Origin of the sequence: Longimicrobium sp., from assembly GCA_036389135.1 — a bacterium.
Taxonomy (GTDB): domain Bacteria; phylum Gemmatimonadota; class Gemmatimonadetes; order Longimicrobiales; family Longimicrobiaceae; genus Longimicrobium.
Window position 1 is genome coordinate 41,161 of sequence record DASVQP010000124.1, and the last position, 17,337, is coordinate 58,497.

17 protein-coding genes are annotated in these 17,337 nt (G+C 69.9%); 14 read left to right on the forward strand and 3 right to left on the reverse strand.

Features of this window, described 5'->3' with window-relative positions:
- Window positions 1-14: 14 nt before the first annotated feature.
- The 14 genes from aldA to VF584_25080 all read left to right on the forward strand — a co-directional run bounded on the left by aldA (window position 15) and on the right by VF584_25080 (window position 14,996).
- Window positions 15-1,535 carry an aldehyde dehydrogenase gene (gene aldA / locus VF584_25015; GenBank protein HEX8213461.1) on the forward strand — a complete coding sequence of 507 codons (1,521 nt, stop codon included), beginning with the start codon at window positions 15-17 and terminating at the stop codon, window positions 1,533-1,535.
- A gap of 2 nt (window positions 1,536-1,537) precedes the next feature.
- Complete coding sequence (gene larA, locus VF584_25020) at window positions 1,538-2,800, forward strand: nickel-dependent lactate racemase (protein ID HEX8213462.1); 1,263 nt, start codon at window positions 1,538-1,540, stop codon at window positions 2,798-2,800.
- A 115-nt stretch (window positions 2,801-2,915) separates the two neighbouring features.
- Window positions 2,916-3,782, forward strand: coding sequence for a fumarylacetoacetate hydrolase family protein (locus VF584_25025; protein ID HEX8213463.1), 867 nt, complete (start codon window positions 2,916-2,918; stop codon window positions 3,780-3,782).
- 2 nt (window positions 3,783-3,784) lie between these two features.
- The gene (locus VF584_25030; protein HEX8213464.1) at window positions 3,785-6,055 is read left to right on the forward strand and encodes a GMC family oxidoreductase; all 2,271 of its coding nucleotides are present in this window, start codon (window positions 3,785-3,787) and stop codon (window positions 6,053-6,055) included.
- A 6-nt stretch (window positions 6,056-6,061) separates the two neighbouring features.
- The gene (locus VF584_25035) at window positions 6,062-6,796 is read left to right on the forward strand and encodes a hypothetical protein (GenBank protein ID HEX8213465.1); all 735 of its coding nucleotides are present in this window, start codon (window positions 6,062-6,064) and stop codon (window positions 6,794-6,796) included.
- Window positions 6,797-7,048: 252 nt separating this feature from the next.
- Window positions 7,049-7,240 carry a hypothetical protein gene (locus VF584_25040; protein HEX8213466.1) on the forward strand — a complete coding sequence of 64 codons (192 nt, stop codon included), beginning with the start codon at window positions 7,049-7,051 and terminating at the stop codon, window positions 7,238-7,240.
- Window positions 7,241-7,287: 47 nt separating this feature from the next.
- Window positions 7,288-8,517, forward strand: coding sequence for an ATP-binding protein (locus VF584_25045; protein HEX8213467.1), 1,230 nt, complete (start codon window positions 7,288-7,290; stop codon window positions 8,515-8,517).
- Complete coding sequence (locus VF584_25050) at window positions 8,514-9,875, forward strand: sigma-54 dependent transcriptional regulator (GenBank protein HEX8213468.1); 1,362 nt, start codon at window positions 8,514-8,516, stop codon at window positions 9,873-9,875. The genes VF584_25045 and VF584_25050 overlap by 4 nt, the downstream gene beginning before the upstream one ends.
- Window positions 9,876-10,308: 433 nt before the next feature.
- Window positions 10,309-10,521 carry a 50S ribosomal protein L31 gene (gene rpmE, locus VF584_25055; GenBank protein HEX8213469.1) on the forward strand — a complete coding sequence of 71 codons (213 nt, stop codon included), beginning with the start codon at window positions 10,309-10,311 and terminating at the stop codon, window positions 10,519-10,521.
- 137 nt (window positions 10,522-10,658) lie between these two features.
- Window positions 10,659-11,717 carry a peptide chain release factor 1 gene (prfA, locus tag VF584_25060; protein HEX8213470.1) on the forward strand — a complete coding sequence of 353 codons (1,059 nt, stop codon included), beginning with the start codon at window positions 10,659-10,661 and terminating at the stop codon, window positions 11,715-11,717.
- Window positions 11,714-12,607 (forward strand): peptide chain release factor N(5)-glutamine methyltransferase, encoded by an 894-nt coding sequence (gene prmC / locus VF584_25065; GenBank protein HEX8213471.1) that lies wholly within the window; start codon window positions 11,714-11,716, stop codon window positions 12,605-12,607. Before prfA ends, prmC begins: the two co-directional genes overlap by 4 nt.
- Window positions 12,598-12,957, forward strand: coding sequence for a YlbF family regulator (locus tag VF584_25070; protein HEX8213472.1), 360 nt, complete (start codon window positions 12,598-12,600; stop codon window positions 12,955-12,957). Before prmC ends, VF584_25070 begins: the two co-directional genes overlap by 10 nt.
- Before the next feature lie 13 nt (window positions 12,958-12,970).
- Window positions 12,971-13,642 (forward strand): CDP-alcohol phosphatidyltransferase family protein, encoded by a 672-nt coding sequence (locus tag VF584_25075; GenBank protein ID HEX8213473.1) that lies wholly within the window; start codon window positions 12,971-12,973, stop codon window positions 13,640-13,642.
- Window positions 13,643-13,649: 7 nt separating this feature from the next.
- A complete protein-coding gene (locus VF584_25080) occupies window positions 13,650-14,996 on the forward strand; it encodes an inositol-3-phosphate synthase (GenBank protein HEX8213474.1) in 1,347 nt (448 codons plus the stop codon).
- A gap of 97 nt (window positions 14,997-15,093) precedes the next feature.
- Here the strand turns inward: VF584_25080 and VF584_25085 are convergent, their stop codons facing one another.
- The 3 genes from VF584_25085 to VF584_25095 all read right to left on the reverse strand — a co-directional run bounded on the left by VF584_25085 (window position 15,094) and on the right by VF584_25095 (window position 17,219).
- Complete coding sequence (locus VF584_25085) at window positions 15,094-15,771, reverse strand: restriction endonuclease (protein HEX8213475.1); 678 nt, start codon at window positions 15,769-15,771, stop codon at window positions 15,094-15,096.
- On the reverse strand, window positions 15,768-16,169 hold the full coding sequence (locus VF584_25090; protein ID HEX8213476.1) for a RusA family crossover junction endodeoxyribonuclease: 402 nt from the start codon (window positions 16,167-16,169) through the stop codon (window positions 15,768-15,770). Before VF584_25090 ends, VF584_25085 begins: the two co-directional genes overlap by 4 nt.
- Window positions 16,170-16,337: 168 nt before the next feature.
- Window positions 16,338-17,219: an alkaline phosphatase family protein gene (locus VF584_25095; GenBank protein HEX8213477.1), complete on the reverse strand. Its 882-nt coding sequence runs from the start codon at window positions 17,217-17,219 to the stop codon at window positions 16,338-16,340.
- Window positions 17,220-17,337: the final 118 nt, after the last annotated feature.

Consider the following 17,337-nt stretch of genomic DNA (forward strand, 5'->3'; position numbering starts at 1 on the left):
CAAAGGGAAAGCAGATGCAGTCCGAAGCACGTCTCGAAAGCCACGCGATGCGGATCGGCGGGGAGTGGCGCGGCGCCGCCGGCGGCGCGGTGCGGCCGGTGGTCAACCCGGCCACCGGCGAAGCGTTCGCCGAGGTGCCGGAGGGGACGCGCGACGACGCCCGCGCCGCACTGGAAGCGGCCCGCGCCGCGCAGCCCGCCTGGGAAGCGCTCAGCGGCGTGCAGCGCGCCGCGTACCTCACCCGCATCGCGAGGGCGATCGAGGCGGACGCCGAGCGGCTGGCGCGCGTGGTGGTGCGCGAGCAGGGGAAGCCGCTGGTGGAGGCGCACGGCGAGATCGGCGGCACGGCGGGCTTCTTCGACTACTTCACCTCCTTTGCGCGCGCCCCCGCCGGCGAGATCCTTCCCTCCGACGCGCCGGACGAGGACATCTGGATCCGCAACGTTCCCTACGGCGTGGTGGCGGCCATCATCCCGTGGAACTACCCGGCGGCCCTCTTCGCCCGCAAGGTGGCGCCGGCGCTGATGGCCGGGAACACCATCGTGGTGAAGCCGCACGAAGACACTCCGCTCAGCGCCCTGGAGCTGGCCCGCATCTGCGAGGCGGCGGGGCTGCCGCCCGGCGTCGTCAACGTGGTGACGGGCGCCGGGCGTGAGGTGGGCGACGCGCTGGTCCGCGACCGCAACACCAACCTGGTGACGGTCACCGGCTCCGTGCGCGCCGGCCGCGAGATCCTGGCCGCCGCCGCCGAGAACATCACCGTCGTCTCGCTGGAGCTGGGCGGCAAGGCGCCCTTCATCGTGATGGAGGATGCCGACGTGGAGCTCGCCGTGCGGCACGCCATCCACGCGCGCTTCGTGAACTGCGGCCAGGTGTGCACCTGCAACGAGCGCACGTACGTCCACCGCAGCGTCTTCGACCGCTTCCTGGAGCGCTACGTCGCCCTGGCCGGCGGGCTGCGCATAGGGGACCCCATGCGCTCCGACATCGACCTGGGCCCCAAGGTCAACGAGGCCGAAGTGGTCAAAGTGGACGAAATGGTAGCGCGTGCTCGCCAGCAGGGGGCGGAGGTCGTGCTGGGCGGCCGGCGTCCCGAGGGCGGCGAGTTCGGTCGCGGCTTCTGGTACCAGCCGACCGTGCTCACCGGGGTGCGCAACGACATGGAGATCATGCAGCAGGAGGTCTTCGGCCCCGTGTCGCCGGTGATGGCGTTCGACGACTTCGACGAGGCGATCGCGCTCGCCAACGACACGCCGTACGGCCTGAGCGCCTACCTCTTCACGAGCGACCTCAAGAAGATGATGCGCGCCGTGAAGGGGCTGCGCTGCGGCGAGGTGTACATCAACAAGATCGGGCCCGAGCAGTTCCAGGGCTTCCACGCCGGCTACGGCCTCAGCGGGATGGGCGGCGACGACGGACACCACGGCTACGCCCACTACTTCCGCAAAAAGACCGTCTACGTGAGCTACGGCGATGGGTCCACGGAGGGGATGATGCCGTACGGCTCGGCCGCCGCCCCGCTGCCGCCGCAGTAGCCGTGCGCGTCTCGCTCGCCTACGGCCGCGGCCGGCTGCAGGTGGCCGTCCCCGACGACGCGGTGGTGATCTCGCCCCACGAGCTCCCGGGGCTGCGGGACGAGCACGCGGCCTTCCTGGAAGCCGTGCGCGCTCCCACCGCCGCGGCGCCGCTGCGCGAGCTGGCCACGGAGCGGTCCACCGTCGCCATCTCCATCTCGGACATCACGCGCCCCACGCCCAGCGAGCGCCTGGTCCCCTGGATCATGGCGGAGCTGGCGCACGTGCCGCGCGAAAACTTCGTGATCCTGAACGGCACCGGCTCGCACCGCCCCAACACGCGCGACGAGCTGGTGACGATGCTCGGCGCGGACATCGTGGGCACGGTGCGCATCGTCAACCACGACGCCTTTGCGGAGGCGGGGCTCACCCGCGTGGGCGACACCCCACTCGGCGGCGAGGTGTGGGTGAGCGACGAGTGGCTGCGGGCGGACGTCCGGATCGTGACGGGCTTCGTGGAGCCGCACTTCTTCGCGGGCTTCAGCGGCGGCCCCAAGGGGGTGATCCCCGCGCTGGCGGGGATCCGCACCATCAAGCACCTCCACAGCGCGCGCATGATCGGCGACCCGGGCTCCACCTGGGCGCGGCTGGAGGGGAACCCGGTGCAGGAGGAGATCCGCGCGGCGGTGGCGATGGCTCCGCCGCACTTCCTGGTCAACGTCGCCATCAATCCGCAACGCGAGATCACGGGCGTTTGGGCGGGCCACTACCTGCAGGCGCACCAGGAAGCGTGCCGCTTCGTGGCGCGCCACGCCACCCGCGCGGTGGACCGCGCCTTCGACGTCGTCCTCTCCACCAACAGCGGCTACCCGCTGGACCAGAGCGTCTACCAGGCGGTGAAGGGGATGAGCGCCGCGGCGCGCATCGTGAAGCCCGGCGGCGCCATCGTCGTCGCCGCCGAGTGCAGCGACGGCCTTCCCGACCACGGCAGCTTCAAGGACCTCCTGCGCATGCGCGAGTCCGCCGAAGACCTCCTGCGCATGATCGAGGAGCCCGGCTTCGAGATGCACGACCAGTGGCAGGCGCAGTGTCAAGCGCTGGTGCAGCGCCGCGCCGAGGTGCACCTTTTCTCCGCCCTGCCGCCGGACACCGTGCGCTCCGCCATGCTCATCCCCAGCGCCGACATAGAGGCGACCCTGAGCCAACTGCTCCACCGCTACGGCCCCGCCGCCCGCGTCGCCGTTCTGCCCGAGGGCCCGCAGACCGTAGCCCACGTAACCGCGTAGAAGAGAACACCGCACCAACCCTTTCCAACCTCCCCCTCCCCCAGGCAGTTTTGGGGGAGGGGGATGCGTCGCGGAGCGACGCTGGGGGAGAGGGCCCACACAACCGGAGCACCCGATGAAGCTGGTGACGTACGAAGCAGAGGGCCGCGCGCGGATCGGCGCGCTCGTCGAGGGCGGAGTGGTGGACCTGGGGACGGTCGCGGCGGACATGCTGTCGCTGATCGAGCGCGGCGAAGCGGGGCTGGACGACGCCCGCGCCGCCGTGGAAGCCGCGAGCGACGTCCTCCCGATGGAGCGCGTGCGGCTTCTCGCGCCGATCCCGCGGCCGCGCAAGAACATCGTGTGCCTGGGGATGAACTACGCGGAGCATGCGTACGAGTCGGCCCGGGCGAAGGGGCTGCCGGAGAAGCTCCCCGAGCACCCCGTCTTCTTCACCAAGTCCCCCACCACCGTCATCGGCCACGGCGCCGAGATCCCGCTCGATCCCGCGATCACCACGCAGCTCGACTGGGAGGTGGAGCTTGGCTTCGTGCTGGGTCGCACGGGAAAGAACATCGCCAGGGAAGACGCGCTCGGCTACATCTTCGGCTACACCGTCATCAACGACATCTCGGCGCGCGACCTCCAGAACCGGCACCAGCAGTTCTTCAAGGGGAAGAGCCTGGACGGCACCTGCCCCATGGGCCCGTGCATCGTCACCGCCGACGAGCTGCCGGACGCGGGGGATCTCGCTCTCTCGCTGCGGGTGAACGGAAAGACGATGCAGGACAGCCGCACGCGCGACCTGGTCTTCGACATCCCCACCATCATCGCCGTGCTCTCGCGCGGGCAGACGGTGGAGGCGGGCGACGTGGTCTCCACCGGCACGCCCAGCGGCGTGGGGATGGGGCTCGATCCGCAGACCTGGCTCAAGCCGGGCGACGTGCTGGAGGCGGAGATCGAGCGCATCGGCGTGCTGCGCAACACGGTCGCCGCCGCGTAGCCGTGCAGCCGTACCCCGGCCCGGCGGACCCCGCGCTCCTCGCGCTCAACCCATACGAGGCGCGCACCGCGGCGGCGATCTTCGAGCGGATGTTTCCGGCCGACGAGCATGGCCCGGGCGCCGCCGAGCTGGGCGTGCTCGCGTACCTGGACCGCGCGCTCGCCGGTGCCTACCGCGACCGCGTGGACGAGTACCGCGTGGGGCTGGCGAGCTTCGACCGCGTCGCCTGCCGCCGCCACGACCGCCCCTTCGCCGAGTGCGCGCCCGCCGAGCAGGACGCGCTCCTGGCCGAGCTGGAGGCGGGGACGCTGGACGGCTTCCACGTGCCGCCGCCGCGCGACTTCTTTGCGATGCTGCGGCAGCACCTGCAGGAAGGGCTCTTCGCCGACCCCGCGTACGGCGGGAACCGGGGGAAGGCGGGATGGCGCTTCCTGGGGCACCCGGGCGTCTGGTTCGAGAACACGGCGGAGGAGAACCTCGCCACCGAGCCCGCCACCAAGAACGGGATCATTCTGTCGCTGGCCGACGTGGGCTACTCGCTGGACGGCGGCCCGCGCGAGCCGGTGGAGATCCCCGGCTACGATCCGCAGCGCGGCGCCGAGCCCCCCGCCGGCGCCGCCGACGTCGTGCTGGTGGGCGTGGGCGCTGCGGGGGCGATGGCGGCGTCCATCCTCTGCGCGGCGGGGCTGCGCGTGGTGGGGCTGGAGGCGGGCCCCTGGCGCACGAAGCGCGACTTCGTGCCGGACGAGCTGGGGTCGTCGTACTACTGCCGCGGCGGAATGGGCCCCAAGTTCCTGGCCGAGACGCCGCGCTGGCGCCGCAACGAGAACGAGCCCACCCGCCCCGCCACCTTTACCCTGGGGCGGATGATGAACGGCGTGGGCGGCTCCGTCATCCACTGGGGCGGTGCGCTCCGTCGCTGCCATCCGCACCACTTCCGCTTCCTCTCCCACTTGCGCGAGACCGGCGCGGACCGGCTCCTTCCCGAGGGGCACACGCTGGCCGACTGGCCGGTCTTGTACGACGAGCTGGAGCCTTATTACACCGCGCTGGAGCAGCACATCGGCGTCGCGGGCGACGCGCGCGCCAACCCGTTCGTGCCGCGCGCCGGCGAGTACCCGCTGCCGCCGGTGCGCCCCTTTCGCATGGGCGAGCTCTTCCGCCAGGGGGCCGAGGCGCTGGGGCTGCATCCGTACCCCACCCCCGTGGCCGTCAATAGCGAGCCGTACAACGGCAATCCTGCCATCACCTACTGCGCGTGGAGCGGCGGCTTCGGCCCCTTCAATGACGAGCGCTGGCACCCGGGGCAGACCTGGGTCCCACAGGCGCTCGCCACCGGCAACTTCGACCTGCGCACCCACTGTCGGGTCCTCCGTGTGCTGACCGACGGCGACGGGCACGCAAGCGGCGTGGAGTACGTGGACGCCAACGGCACCGCGCGCGTGCAGGAGGCGCGCACGGTGATCCTGTGCAGCTACACATTCGAGAACGTGCGGCTGATGCTGCTTTCCGGGAGCACGCGGCATCCGAAGGGGGTGGGGAACGACGCGGGGCAGGTGGGGAAGCACGTCATGAGCAAGCTGTGGTCGGACGTCTCGGGCCACTTCCCCGGCGTGGTCTTCAACGCCCACACCGGCCCCGCCGCGCAGATGTGGAGCCTGGACGACTACATCTCCGCGGGCTTCGACTCCGCGGCGCACGGCTTCATCGGCGGCGCGGCGCCCAACGTGGAGAACCAGCGCCTCCCCATCCAGATCAGCCGCGAAGCGCTCCCGCCGGAGGTGCGCTCGTGGGGCCGCCCGTACCGCGACCACCTGCGCGAGTGGCAGCACGTCGCCGCCGTGCGCCTGCAGCCGGACACGCTGCCGTACCACGCCAACTACCTGGAGCTGGACCCTCGCCACCGCGACCGCAGCGGCCTGGGGCTCCCCCTGCTTCGCATCACCTACGACATGCAGCCCAACGAGCACCGCATGTCGGAGTTCATGGAAGGCGAGGCGGAGAAGATCCTGCGCGCCATGGGCGCTGCCCGCACCTGGCGCGGGCCCCGCTTCGCCGGCGTGGTGAGCAGCCACGAGCTGGGCGGGTGCCGGATGGGCCACGACCCCGCCACCTCGGTCGTCGATCCCGATCTCGAGGTCCACGACACGCCCGGGCTGCACGTCTTCGGCACGGCCGTCTTCCCCTCGTGCCACGGCGTCAACCCCACGCTCACCATGTGGGCAGTCTGCGCCCGCGCCGCGGAGCGCCTCGCCGCCCGCTTGCGCGGGTAACCGCACATGTCCGCCATGCCCCGCCTCGCGACCGGCCGCCACCCCGGCCCCCAGCTCAGCCCCGAGCAGATCATCGCTACCGTGAGCGCCCTGCGCACGCGCATCCACGAGCGCTTCCCCGGCAGCGGCCTCGAGCGTCTCTCGGCCGACCTCCTGCGCATCGCCGAAGCGACGGGGGAGCAGCTCCGCTGGGTGGCGCGCCCCCACCTGCCATTGCGGGTTGGCGGATGGGCGGCGATCGCGCTCCTGGCGATCGCGCTCGTCTCGCTGGTGCTGCGCATCGACACGCCCGCCCGGGGGTTCACCATCGTGGAGCTCCTCCAGACGACCGAGAGCGCCATCAACGACGTGATCCTGCTGGGCGCCGCCGTCTACTTCCTGGCGAGCGCCGAAGCGCGGGTCAAGCGCCACCGGGCACTGCGCTTCATCCGCGACCTGCGCGCCGTGGCGCACATCGTGGACATGCACCAGCTCACCAAGGATCCGGGCACCCTGGTCAACGTGGGCAGCGACACGCCCTCCTCCCCGCGCCGCACCCTCAGCCGCTACGAGCTCTCCCGCTACCTCGACTACTGCTCGGAGATGCTGGCCCTCAACAGCAAGCTCGCCGCCCTCTACGCCCAGAACTTCGACGACCCCGTCGTCCTCGCCGCCGTCGACGAAGTCGAGACGCTGACGACCGGCCTCTCCGCAAAGGTTTGGCAGAAGATAGTGATCCTGAACTCCGCGAACGCGGAATAGAGTCCTGCGATACACGCGGGCGGCAGGTACGAGGCAAGGGAGGGCGGACACGCAGGTCTGCCCCTACCGGATGCGCGCGACACGGGCGGATCTGTGCGTACGCCCCTCCCCCAGGTAGTTATTGGGGGAGGGGCCGCGAGGTGACGAGCGGGGGAGGGGGCCCGCGCCTTCCCCCACCCCCCCCGCGGGTGTTACCATCAGAACGCAGGCCCGCGGTCAGAAGAGCAAGCACTCACGCTGGGAGGGGAAGCCATGAGGAAGCCGGTGAGCAAGCACGCGTTGCGCAGGTCGCTCGAGCAGGTCATGGGCGAGGGGATGATCCGCATCGACGAGCCGATCGGGACGGTGGTGGACCGTCTCTGGCACTTCGTGGAAAAGGAAGCGTTCGAGGGCGACGCGCGAAAGAAGCAGACCGCCCGTCCGCCCGAGCCGGTGGACGTCTGAGCACCCCCGCCGGGCGGCGCGCCCGCGACGAGCCGGGAGAGGGCACCGTGCAGAGCCCCGGCGAAAAGCGCCGGGGCTCTCTGCGTGGCGAGATCCTCTTCAGCCTCGCCTTCCTGTGCGGCGCCGCGCTCCTACTGGCCGTCTGGACGCTCACCGTGGTCCGCGTGGCCGCGCCAAACTCCAGCCTCCTGGTGTGGATCCTCCTGGCGGTGGACGTGCTCGCCTTCGTCTTCCTGGGAAGCCACCTGATCCAGCGCCACGTGATGCGCCCCATCTCGCAGGCAGTCGGAGCCGCGGAGGCCATCGCGGGGGGCGACTACGAGCGCCGCGTTCCCCTGGGCGACACGCGGGAGATGGCGGCGCTCGCCGGCGCCATCAACCGCATGACCGACCAGCTCCTGGAGAACCAGGAACGCCTCTCGCACAACGTCCATTCGCTGGACGAGACCAACCGCATCCTCCTTGCCACGCAGCGCGACCTGGTGCAGGCGGAGAAGCTGGCCTCCATCGGCCGCCTCTCGGCCGGCGTGGCGCACGAGATCGGCAACCCGCTGGGCGCCGTGCTCGGCTACACCTCGCTCCTGCGCAAGCGCGGCGCGGAGGCCGAGCTGGTGGACGGGCTGGAGCGCGAGGCGCGGCGCATCGACCGCATCGTCCGCGCCCTGCTGGACTACTCCCGCCCCGCCCCCGCGCACCGCGAGCCCGTGGAGGTCAACGAGTCGCTGCGCCGCGTGCTCGGCCTCCTGCGCGCGCAGGAGCGGCTGGGCGAGGTGGAGGTGGAGATGAAGCTCGATCCCGGCGACACGACGATCGTGGCCGAGCCGCACCTCCTCGACCAGCTGTTCCTCAACCTGATGGACAACGCCTGCAACGCGATGGACAGGCGCGGGAAGCTGGTGGTGAGGACCATCGTGGAGGAGTACCGCATCGACCGCCCGATCCCCTCGCGCCGCGCGGACGACCCGCCGGGGATCACCTACGCGCACCTGCGCCGCCCGCGCTTCGCGTCCGTGCGCGACGCCACGCGCATCGAGCCCGGCACGCCGATCGTGCGGACGGTGATCTCGGACACGGGGGTGGGAATCCTGGCCGAGAACATCGAGCACATCTTCGACCCGTTCTTCACCACCCGCGCGCCGGGCGAGGGAACGGGGCTCGGGCTTGCCATCGTCGCCAGCACCGTGGCAGAATTCGGGGGGCGCATCGAAGCCTCCTCCGCGGAGGGGGGCGGCGCCGTCTTCTCCGTCTGCTTCCCCACCGTCCAGGCCGAAACGTGAGCAACCGCAGGGTGCTGGTAATCGACGACGAGGCGGGGCTGCGCCACACCCTTCTCCTGATCCTGCGCGACGAGGGCTACCAGGTGCAGGTGGCCGAGGACGGCGAGGCCGGCCTGCGCGCCGCCGCCGCCGAGGACCCCGAGCTCATCCTGTGCGACGTGCGCATGCCGCGCCTGGGCGGTGTCGAGTTCCTGGAGCGCTACAAGGCGGCCGGCGGCGGCGGGCTCGTCATCATGATGAGCGCCTACGGCAGCATCGACGCCGCCGTCGAGGCGATGCGGCGCGGCGCGTACGACTACATCTCCAAGCCCTTCAACGCGGACGAGGTGATCCTCACCCTCCGCAAGGCCGAGGAGCGCGAGCAGCTGCGCCGCGAGGTCGCGCGCCTGCGCAAGGAAGTCGGCCAGCTCACCGGCACCGAGGGCGTGGTCGGCAGCTCCGCGGGGATGCGCGAGGTGCTGGAGCTGGCCGGCCGCGTGGCCCCCTTCCCCTCGACCGTCCTGATCACCGGCGAGAGCGGGAGCGGTAAGGAGGCCATCGCCCGCACCATCCACCGCTCCTCGCCGCGCAGCGCGCGCGCCTTCGTGGCCGTCAACTGCGGCGCCATTCCCGAAAACCTGCTGGAGTCGGAGCTCTTCGGCCACGAAAAGGGCGCTTTCACCGGCGCCGACCGCGCGCGCGAGGGCGTCTTCGAGGAAGCCGACGGCGGCACCCTCTTCCTGGACGAGATCGGCGAGCTCCCCCTGGCGCTCCAGGTGAAGCTCCTGCGCGCGGTGCAGGAGCGCACCATCCGCCGCGTGGGCGGCACGGGCGAGCGCGCGGTGGACGTGCGCGTGCTGGCCGCTACCGCGCGCGACCTGATCGAGGAGGTGAAGAGCGGGCGTTTTCGCGACGACCTCTTCTACCGGATCAACGTGGTGCAGATCCACGTGCCGCCGCTGCGCACGCGCCCGGAAGACATCCCGCTCCTGGCCGCGCACTTCCTGCGCATGCACGCCCGCCGCCTGCACATCGACTCGCCGGAGCTCCCCGCGAGCGTCCTCCCCATCCTGGCCGCCTACCCCTGGCCCGGCAACGTGCGCGAGCTGGAGAACGTCCTGGAGCGCGCCCTCGTCCTCTCCGGCGGCCGCATCACCGAGGAGCACCTCCCCTCGCACGTGCGCAGCGGCAAGGAACTCTTCGAAGTCCGCGACGACGAGAGCGACCTCTCCGTCAAGCGCCGCCTCCCGGCCCTGGAGCGCACCCTGATCGCCCGCGCCCTGGAGCGCTGCGGCGGCAACCGCACCCGCGCCGCGGAGATCCTGGAGCTGTCGGTGCGCGCGCTGTCGTACAAGATCCAGGATTACGGGCTGGATTGAAGGGCGGGGGAATGGGGAATGGGGAATGGGGAATGGGGAGTGGGGAATGGTAGGGCCTGCGCCTAAGGCGGGCGGCGGCGCGGTGGCCACGCGGGGCTGCCCCTACGAGGTGACGGTGTGCGGCGACGAGGGGCGGAGCCGCGCCGGCCACGGGCGCGATGAATCGCGCCCCTACCGGACCTGTGCGGCGCAGACGGAGTTCTCCCCCTCACCCGCCCTGCGCCCCCGCAGGCGGGGGAGGGGGCCGGGGGGAGGGGGCCCTCTGCGCGCCGCGATCATTGCCACGACGCACCGAGGGGGCAGCGAGGCGACGAGCGGGGGTGAGGGCCCTCCGCGCCCGTTGCCTTTTGCCCACAATCCCGCTATTATCAAGGCTTTCGATCGTCCGGAGGAAGCGGCGATCGGCGTACCCCGAACAGGGAGCGGGTGCATCATGAAGGCGGACATCCATCCGAATTACAAGACGACTCAGGTGCGCTGCGCGTGCGGCAACACCTTCCAGACCCGCTCCACCACGGACGAGATCTCGGTGGAAGTGTGCTCGCAGTGCCACCCGTACTTTACGGGCAAGCAGAAGCTGATGGACACCGCCGGGCGCATCGAGCGCTTCCGGCAGCGCTACGCGGGCGGCGAGGCGGCGAAGTAAGCAGCGCCCACGCAGAACAGGGAGAGCCGGGGACAGCAGCCCCGGCTCTCCGAGTATCCGGACCGTAACAGCACCGCCCCGAAGCCGCGCGAGTGCCGGTTCCCGAACCCAGCACCCGCACCTTCGAAGACCGCCCCATGGACGACCGCATCCGCGAAGTCGAGCGCCGCTACCAGGACCTCTCCGACCAGCTGGCGGACCCCGCGATCCACGCGGACCCCAAGCGCCTGCGCGACCTCTCGCGCGAGCACGCGCAGCTCACGCAGACGGTGGAGACCGCCGCCCGCCTGCGCGCCGCCGAAGAGGAGCTGGAAGGCGCCCGCGCACTGGCCGAAGAGGGCGACGACGCGGAGATGGCCGCCATGGCCCGCGCCGAAGTCGCCGAGCTGGAGGAGCAGACCGCGCGTCTCTCCGAAGAGCTCAAGCGGCTCCTGATGCCGCGCGACCCGCTGGACGACCGCGACGCCGTGGTGGAAGTGCGCGCGGGCACCGGCGGCGACGAGGCGGCCCTCTTCGCCGGCGAGCTCTTTCGCATGTACCAGCGCTTCGCCGACCGCCGCGGGTGGAAGATCGAGGTGCTCTCGGCGTCGGAAGGCGGGTCGGGCGGCTACAAGGAGGCGATCTTCGTGGTGCGCGGGCCGCACGCGTACGGCGACCTGCGCTACGAGAGCGGGGTGCACCGCGTGCAGCGCGTCCCCGCCACCGAGAACCAGGGGCGCATCCACACTTCCGCCGCCACCGTCGCCGTCCTTCCCGAGGCGGAAGAGGTGGACGTGCAGATCAATCCGGGCGAGCTCAAGATCGACGTCTATCGCTCCTCCGGGCCCGGCGGCCAGTCGGTGAACACGACCGACTCGGCCGTCCGCATCACGCACCTCCCCACGGGGCTGGTGGTGACCTGCCAGGACGAGAAGAGCCAGCACAAGAACAAGGACAAGGCGATGGGCGTCCTCCGCTCGCGCCTGCTGGACATGCGCGTGGCCGAGCAGGAGTCCGAGCGCGCCCGCGACCGCAAGACGCAGGTGGGCACCGGCGACCGCTCCGCCAAGATCCGCACCTACAACTTCCCCCAGAGCCGCGTCACGGACCACCGCATCGGCTACACCACGCACGCCCTGCAGCAGCTGCTGGACGGCGACGTGGGCGAGCTGGTGGACAACCTCAAGCTCGCCTCGCAGTCCGAACGCGCCGCGTGAACGCTCCCAGGGTTTGGACGGTGATGGAGCTTCTGCGGTGGACCGCGGAGTTTCTCGGGGAGAAGGGGTTCCACAACGCGCGCCTGAACGGCGAGCTGCTCCTCTCCGGCGTGCTCGGGGTGAAGCGGCTCGACCTCTACCTCCAGTTCGACCGGCCGCTGCGCCCGGAGGAGCTGGCGGAGTTCAAGGCGCGGCTGCTGAGGCGTGCGAAGCGCGAGCCGTTGCAGTACATTGAAGGCGAAGCCCACTTCCGCGAGCTCCGCCTCCGCGTCGATCCGCGCGTGCTGATTCCGCGGCCTGAAACCGAGCAGCTCGTCCAGCGCGTATTGGAGTGGGCGGCCGGTCGCCCCGGCCTCGCCGCCGCCGACGTGGGGACGGGCTCCGGCGCCATCGCCCTGGCACTCGCCACCGAGGGCCCGTTCGAGCGCGTGGTGGCGACCGACGTGGAGCCCGGCGCCCTGGAAGCGGCCCGCGCCAACCACGCCCTCGCCGCCCCCGATGCGCCCGTGGAGTTCCGCCTGGGCGACGGGCTGGCCCCCCTGGCCGGCGAGCGCTTCGACGCCCTCGTCTCCAACCCCCCCTATGTCGCCAACGCCGAGCGCGCTTCGCTCGACACCGAGGTGCGCGACTGGGAGCCGGCCTCCGCGCTCTTCGCCGGCGAGGACGGGCTGGAGGTGATCCGCCGATTGGTGGCCGGCGCTCCGGGTGTGCTCCGCCCCGGTGGGCTTCTGGCGCTGGAGATCGGCGTCGATCAGGGCGCCGCAGTGGCGGAGCTGGTGCGCGCGGCGGGGGGCTTCGGCGTCCCGCGCGTGGAAAAGGATCTCGCCGGGCGCGACCGCATCGTCCTGGCCGAGCTGGAAACTTCAACGGAGCAGCACGGATGGAAATGATCTGGGAGAAGGCGCGCGAAGTCGGCCGCCTGGTGGCGCAGAGCGACCAGTACAAGGCGTTCAAGCGCGCCAACACGCAGATGTCGGATGATCGCGAGCTGGTGGCGAGCCTCAACCGGCTCAACGAGCTGCAGATGGGCTTCGCCCGCGCGATGGAGGAGGGGACCGAGCCGCCCGTGGAGGAGCAGGAGGAGTTCGAGCGGCTCGCCGGCACGGTGCAGGTCTCGCCCGTGTACCAGAGCTACGCCTCCGCGCAGGCCAACTTCGACCGCCTGATGGTCCGCATCCAGGAAGAGATCGCCAAGGGCGTCGAGGCCGGGGAGCAGAGCCGCATCATCCTCCCGTCCTGAGCCTCGCGGCCTGATGAAGTTCCAGCCCAGCGCGCTCCGCCCCCTCATCGCGCCGCTCATCGAGCGGCCGATGGGCGCGCTCGGACGCATGGGGGTGAACCCGAACGTGGTGACCACCATCGGCTTCCTGGTCACCTGCTCGGCCGGTCTCTCGTACTTCATGGGGGGCATACGGCTGGGCGGGGCGCTGGTGCTGCTGGGCGGGCTGCTGGACATCGTGGACGGCGCCATCGCGCGCGGCGCAGGCCTCGCCACCAAGTTCGGCTCGTTCTACGACTCCACGCTGGACCGCGCCGCCGAAGTGGTCGTCCTCATCGGCGTGATGTCGCTGTACCTGGGCCCCGGCCGCAACATCGGCGAGCCCTGGATGGTATACGTGGTGGTGCTGGCGCTGGCCGGCTCGCTGATGGTGTCGTACACGCGCGCCCGCGCCGAGGGGCTGGGGATCGACCTCAAGGTGGGGCTGATGCAGCGCGCCGAGCGGATCATCCTGCTGGGCGGCTCCACCATGATCTTCGGGTCGTGGCGGCAGGGGCTCGTGCTGACCTGCGTGATCTGGGCGATGGCCATCCTCACCAACGCCACGGCGATGTACCGCATCTACTGGGTGTACCGTCACCTGCAAACTCCGGCGGCCCCCGCTTCCACGCGGCCGCACCGGACTTCCACACCCGCCAACAGGTAGCGATATCGTGCGCACCGAACAGTACACGCCGCGCCCCGCCGAGGGGCGCCTCGGGATTCTCCTCCCCGGCCTCGGGGCGGTCTCCACCACCCTGATCGCCGGCGTGGAGCTGGCCCGCCGCGGTCTGAGCCGCCCCATCGGCTCGGTCACCCAGATGGGCACCATCCGCCTGGGGAAGCGCACCGAGGGCCGCCACCCGCTGATCAAGGACTTTGTCCCCCTCGCCGGGCTGGACGACATCGTCTTTGGCGCCTGGGACCCGTTCCCGCAGGACGCCTACGAGAGCGCGCTCAATGCGGGCGTGCTCAACAAGTGGGAGCACATCGAGCCGATCAAGGACTTCCTCCAGACGATCAAGCCGATGCCCGCGGCGTTCGACCAGCGCTACGTCAAGAAGCTGGAGGGGATCAACGTCAAGCCCGGCAAGAGCAAGCGCGCCTGGGCCGAGGCCCTGCGCGAGGACATCCGCCGCTTCAAGGAAGAGAAGGGGTGCGACCGCCTGGTAATGGTGTGGTGCGGCTCCACCGAGGTGTACATCCAGCCGGGTGAGATCCACCAGTCGCTGGAGGCGTTCGAGCGCGCCATCGACGAGGACCACGACCAGGTCGCGCCCTCCATGCTGTACGCCTACGCGGCGCTGATGGAGGGCGTCCCCTACGCCAACGGCGCGCCCAACCTGTCGGTCGACTTCCCGGCGATGGTGGAGCTGGCGCAGCAGAACGGCGTGCCCGTGGCCGGCAAGGACTTCAAGACGGGCCAGACGCTCATCAAGACGGTGCTCGCGCCCATGCTCAAGGCCCGCATGCTGGGGCTGGACGGCTGGTTCTCCACCAACATCCTGGGGAACCGCGACGGCGAGGTGCTGGACGACCCGGAGTCGTTCAAGACCAAGGAAGAGAGCAAGCTTTCGGTGCTGGAGCACATCCTTCAGCCGGAGCTGTACCCGGAGCTGTACCGCAACTTCTACCACAAGGTGCGGATCAACTACTACCCTCCCCGCGGCGACGCCAAGGAAGGGTGGGACAACATCGACATCCGCGGCTGGCTGGACTACCCGATGCAGATCAAGGTGGACTTCCTCTGCCGCGACAGCATCCTGGCCGCCCCCATCGTTCTGGACCTGGCGCTCTTCCTGGACCTGGCCTCGCGCAGCTCGCTGCACGGCATCCAGGAGTGGCTCTCGTTCTACCTCAAGAGCCCAATGACCGCCGAGGGCCTGTACCCGGAGCACGACCTCTTCATCCAGCAGATGAAGCTCAAGAACACCCTCCGCTGGCTGATGGGCGAGGAGCAGATCACCCACCTCGGCCTCGAGTACTACCTCGACAACGTGCAGGAGCTGGCGGCGGTCTGAACGTTGGTTGGTGATGTGAAAAGGGCCGCGCTCCCGGGGTGGGGGCGCGGCCCTTCTCCTTGTGTTGCTTTGAGCAAGTGGTGGTCGAATCTGTTCGTCAGGCTGCAGCGCTCCGCGGACCCCATTCGTTTAGCAATTGGTGACTCAGGGCCATAAGACGAGCTGCGGCGTCCTCGACGTCATCAGCCGCGAAACCATGAGCAACTCGGTTCCGGATCTCAAGTGCCTGCATAGCCTCGTCGAACTGAGCCATGGAGATTTCACCGTACGAATACAGGTGTTTCAGCAGCGCTGACGTCGCGAAACGCTCGATCGGCAGAAGGGCTCTTTCCGCCTGGTGCCGGAGGAGCCCCTCAAAGACTGCCCAGCTCGATAGGAGGGCTGCGGCACTCAGCCCAAGCTCAAGCAACTGACCCGCTGTCCTCGCGTGTTCTTTCAGTTCCTGCCAGGAGAGAAGCCGTTCGGCAGCCGCGGGAGTGTCCCCGATCTCCAGGTCTTCAGCGGTCACCAGAAGGAAGCGCCAGTTCGGGTGCTGTCCTACCTCTTCCGCCAGCTCGCGGACCCGTTCCACCGAGATGTGGTTGTTGCCGGTCTTGACTTCGATCAGGAAGTGCTCGTCGCCCTTTTCCGCGAGCAGATCCGGGCGGTAGCTGCCGAGATCAAAAGGCAGTTCGCCGGTGCTCGGCTCCACACGCACGCTATAACCCTGCTCCGCGTACCTGGCGGCGATCTCGGAGACCTTCCTGTCGTGGACGTCTCGTGTTTGGGTCCTCATAGCAGTTCCTCCAGGGGCTGCGCGTCACGCAGCCTTACGTAGACACATTCTCTTCCCGTAAGCAACCCCGTGAGAAGAAGTGGAGGAAGGCGCATTGGGTCAAAGCTGCCTGTGAGTAAGCGCCTGTGGCTTTCTACGGCGACGATCAAGCTGTCGTCCGACAACACGAGACCGACGAGTGCATCCTGGATCGGCTTGATGATATTGTCTACGTCTGCCGGCTGCACGCCAGACAGGTACACGAGCGTAAGATGCAACTCTCCCGTCTGGATCGGGGGGCGAACTCCCCAGGCCGTATTGGCCCGCCGGGCCACGAACTCCTTCCAGGTTCGCAAATTCGCCCGGTTCCCCTGAAGCGACATAGGGCGACGAAGAATCAGGAACTCGAGTTCCGTCACCCTTGATGCTCCCGCCCTGCCTCAATCCCCCGCGCCAGCATTTCGTCTCTCCCTCAGGGTGGTACTCGGGTCTGCTTCGAAGCTGTCCACACTGTACACTTTGATCCAACTAAACACAAGGGCTGAAAAGGAGCGTTGCCGCTCCCGATTTGGATTTGCGGATGCGGGTTATGGAACCGGGGTCCCGAACGCAGACTCCACCGGATTGCCGGTCCAGTTGGCGGGGCGGGGGACGCCGAGGAGCCAGAGGGCGGTGGCGGCGCTGTCCATGGTGCTGACGGGGGAGGTAATCTCGCCGGGGCGGACGTTGCGACCCCAGGCGATCCAGGGGATGAGCACATCAAAGTCCTGATCGGTGCCGTGGTCGCGGTCGTGGCCCCCATGGTCCGCGGTGACGATGATGACTACGTTTCCCTTGTACGCGCGGTTCGCGGCGGCGGCGATGCGGGCGACGGCGGCATCGGCGCGGCGGACGGCGAAGCGGTAGGGGGCGCTCATCCACCCGACCGAGTGCCCCGCGATGTCAGGGTCGGTGAGGTGCACGAAGACGAAGTTCGGGCGGCGATGGCGGAGGTAGTCCTGCACCTCCTGCGTGATTCGCGGCGCGGACCACAGGTCGTTGCCGTACGGCGCCATACGGAAGCGTGGCGCGTCGCGGCGGAGGAGGTGGCGGAACTTGGACTTCCCAAAGAACCCCGCCGTCGACTTTCCCGCGGCCTGTGCCAGGTCGAAGACGGTGGGGACCTGCACCGTGCCCACGTTCTCCACCTGCTCGAAGTTCCAGTTGATCCCGTGCACCTCGGGCGGGACGCCGGTGAGCATGGAGGTGTGCGAGGGAAGGGTGCGGCTGGGCATGATGGTTCGCGCGCGCAGCGTGTACGCCCCCTCGCGCATCATCCGCTGCAGGTTGCGCGCGCCCGATGCGGCGATGGCGTCGGGGCGCAGGCCGTCGATGGAAATGAGCACTACATTAGGGGTCTGCGCCTGCACCGGGGCGGCGACGACTGTAAGCGCCAGCGCGGCGCGGAGAATGCTGCGAAAGTCGGGCACGGACACCTCGGCCGAGTCTGTGGAGCGGATGGGCGGCGGATGAATCTTTCAGCCCGCTGCGTCGTATCAAAGCCGGTTCCCTTCCGGGCGCGGGCCCGGGCAAGGATGCAAGCGGCTT

What these genes read in the sequence shown, in the direction of transcription:
- rpmE (HEX8213469.1), top strand. Translation starts at nt 10,309, where the DNA reads ATGAAGGCGGACATCCATCCGAATTACAAGACGACTCAGGTGCGCTGC.
- VF584_25085 (HEX8213475.1), bottom strand. Translation starts at nt 15,771, where the DNA reads ATGAGGACCCAAACACGAGACGTCCACGACAGGAAGGTCTCCGAGATC.
- prfA (HEX8213470.1), top strand. Translation starts at nt 10,659, where the DNA reads ATGGACGACCGCATCCGCGAAGTCGAGCGCCGCTACCAGGACCTCTCC.
- VF584_25025 (HEX8213463.1), top strand. Translation starts at nt 2,916, where the DNA reads ATGAAGCTGGTGACGTACGAAGCAGAGGGCCGCGCGCGGATCGGCGCG.
- VF584_25075 (HEX8213473.1), top strand. Translation starts at nt 12,971, where the DNA reads ATGAAGTTCCAGCCCAGCGCGCTCCGCCCCCTCATCGCGCCGCTCATC.
- VF584_25070 (HEX8213472.1), top strand. Translation starts at nt 12,598, where the DNA reads ATGGAAATGATCTGGGAGAAGGCGCGCGAAGTCGGCCGCCTGGTGGCG.
- VF584_25040 (HEX8213466.1), top strand. Translation starts at nt 7,049, where the DNA reads ATGAGGAAGCCGGTGAGCAAGCACGCGTTGCGCAGGTCGCTCGAGCAG.
- VF584_25035 (HEX8213465.1), top strand. Translation starts at nt 6,062, where the DNA reads ATGTCCGCCATGCCCCGCCTCGCGACCGGCCGCCACCCCGGCCCCCAG.
- aldA (HEX8213461.1), top strand. Translation starts at nt 15, where the DNA reads ATGCAGTCCGAAGCACGTCTCGAAAGCCACGCGATGCGGATCGGCGGG.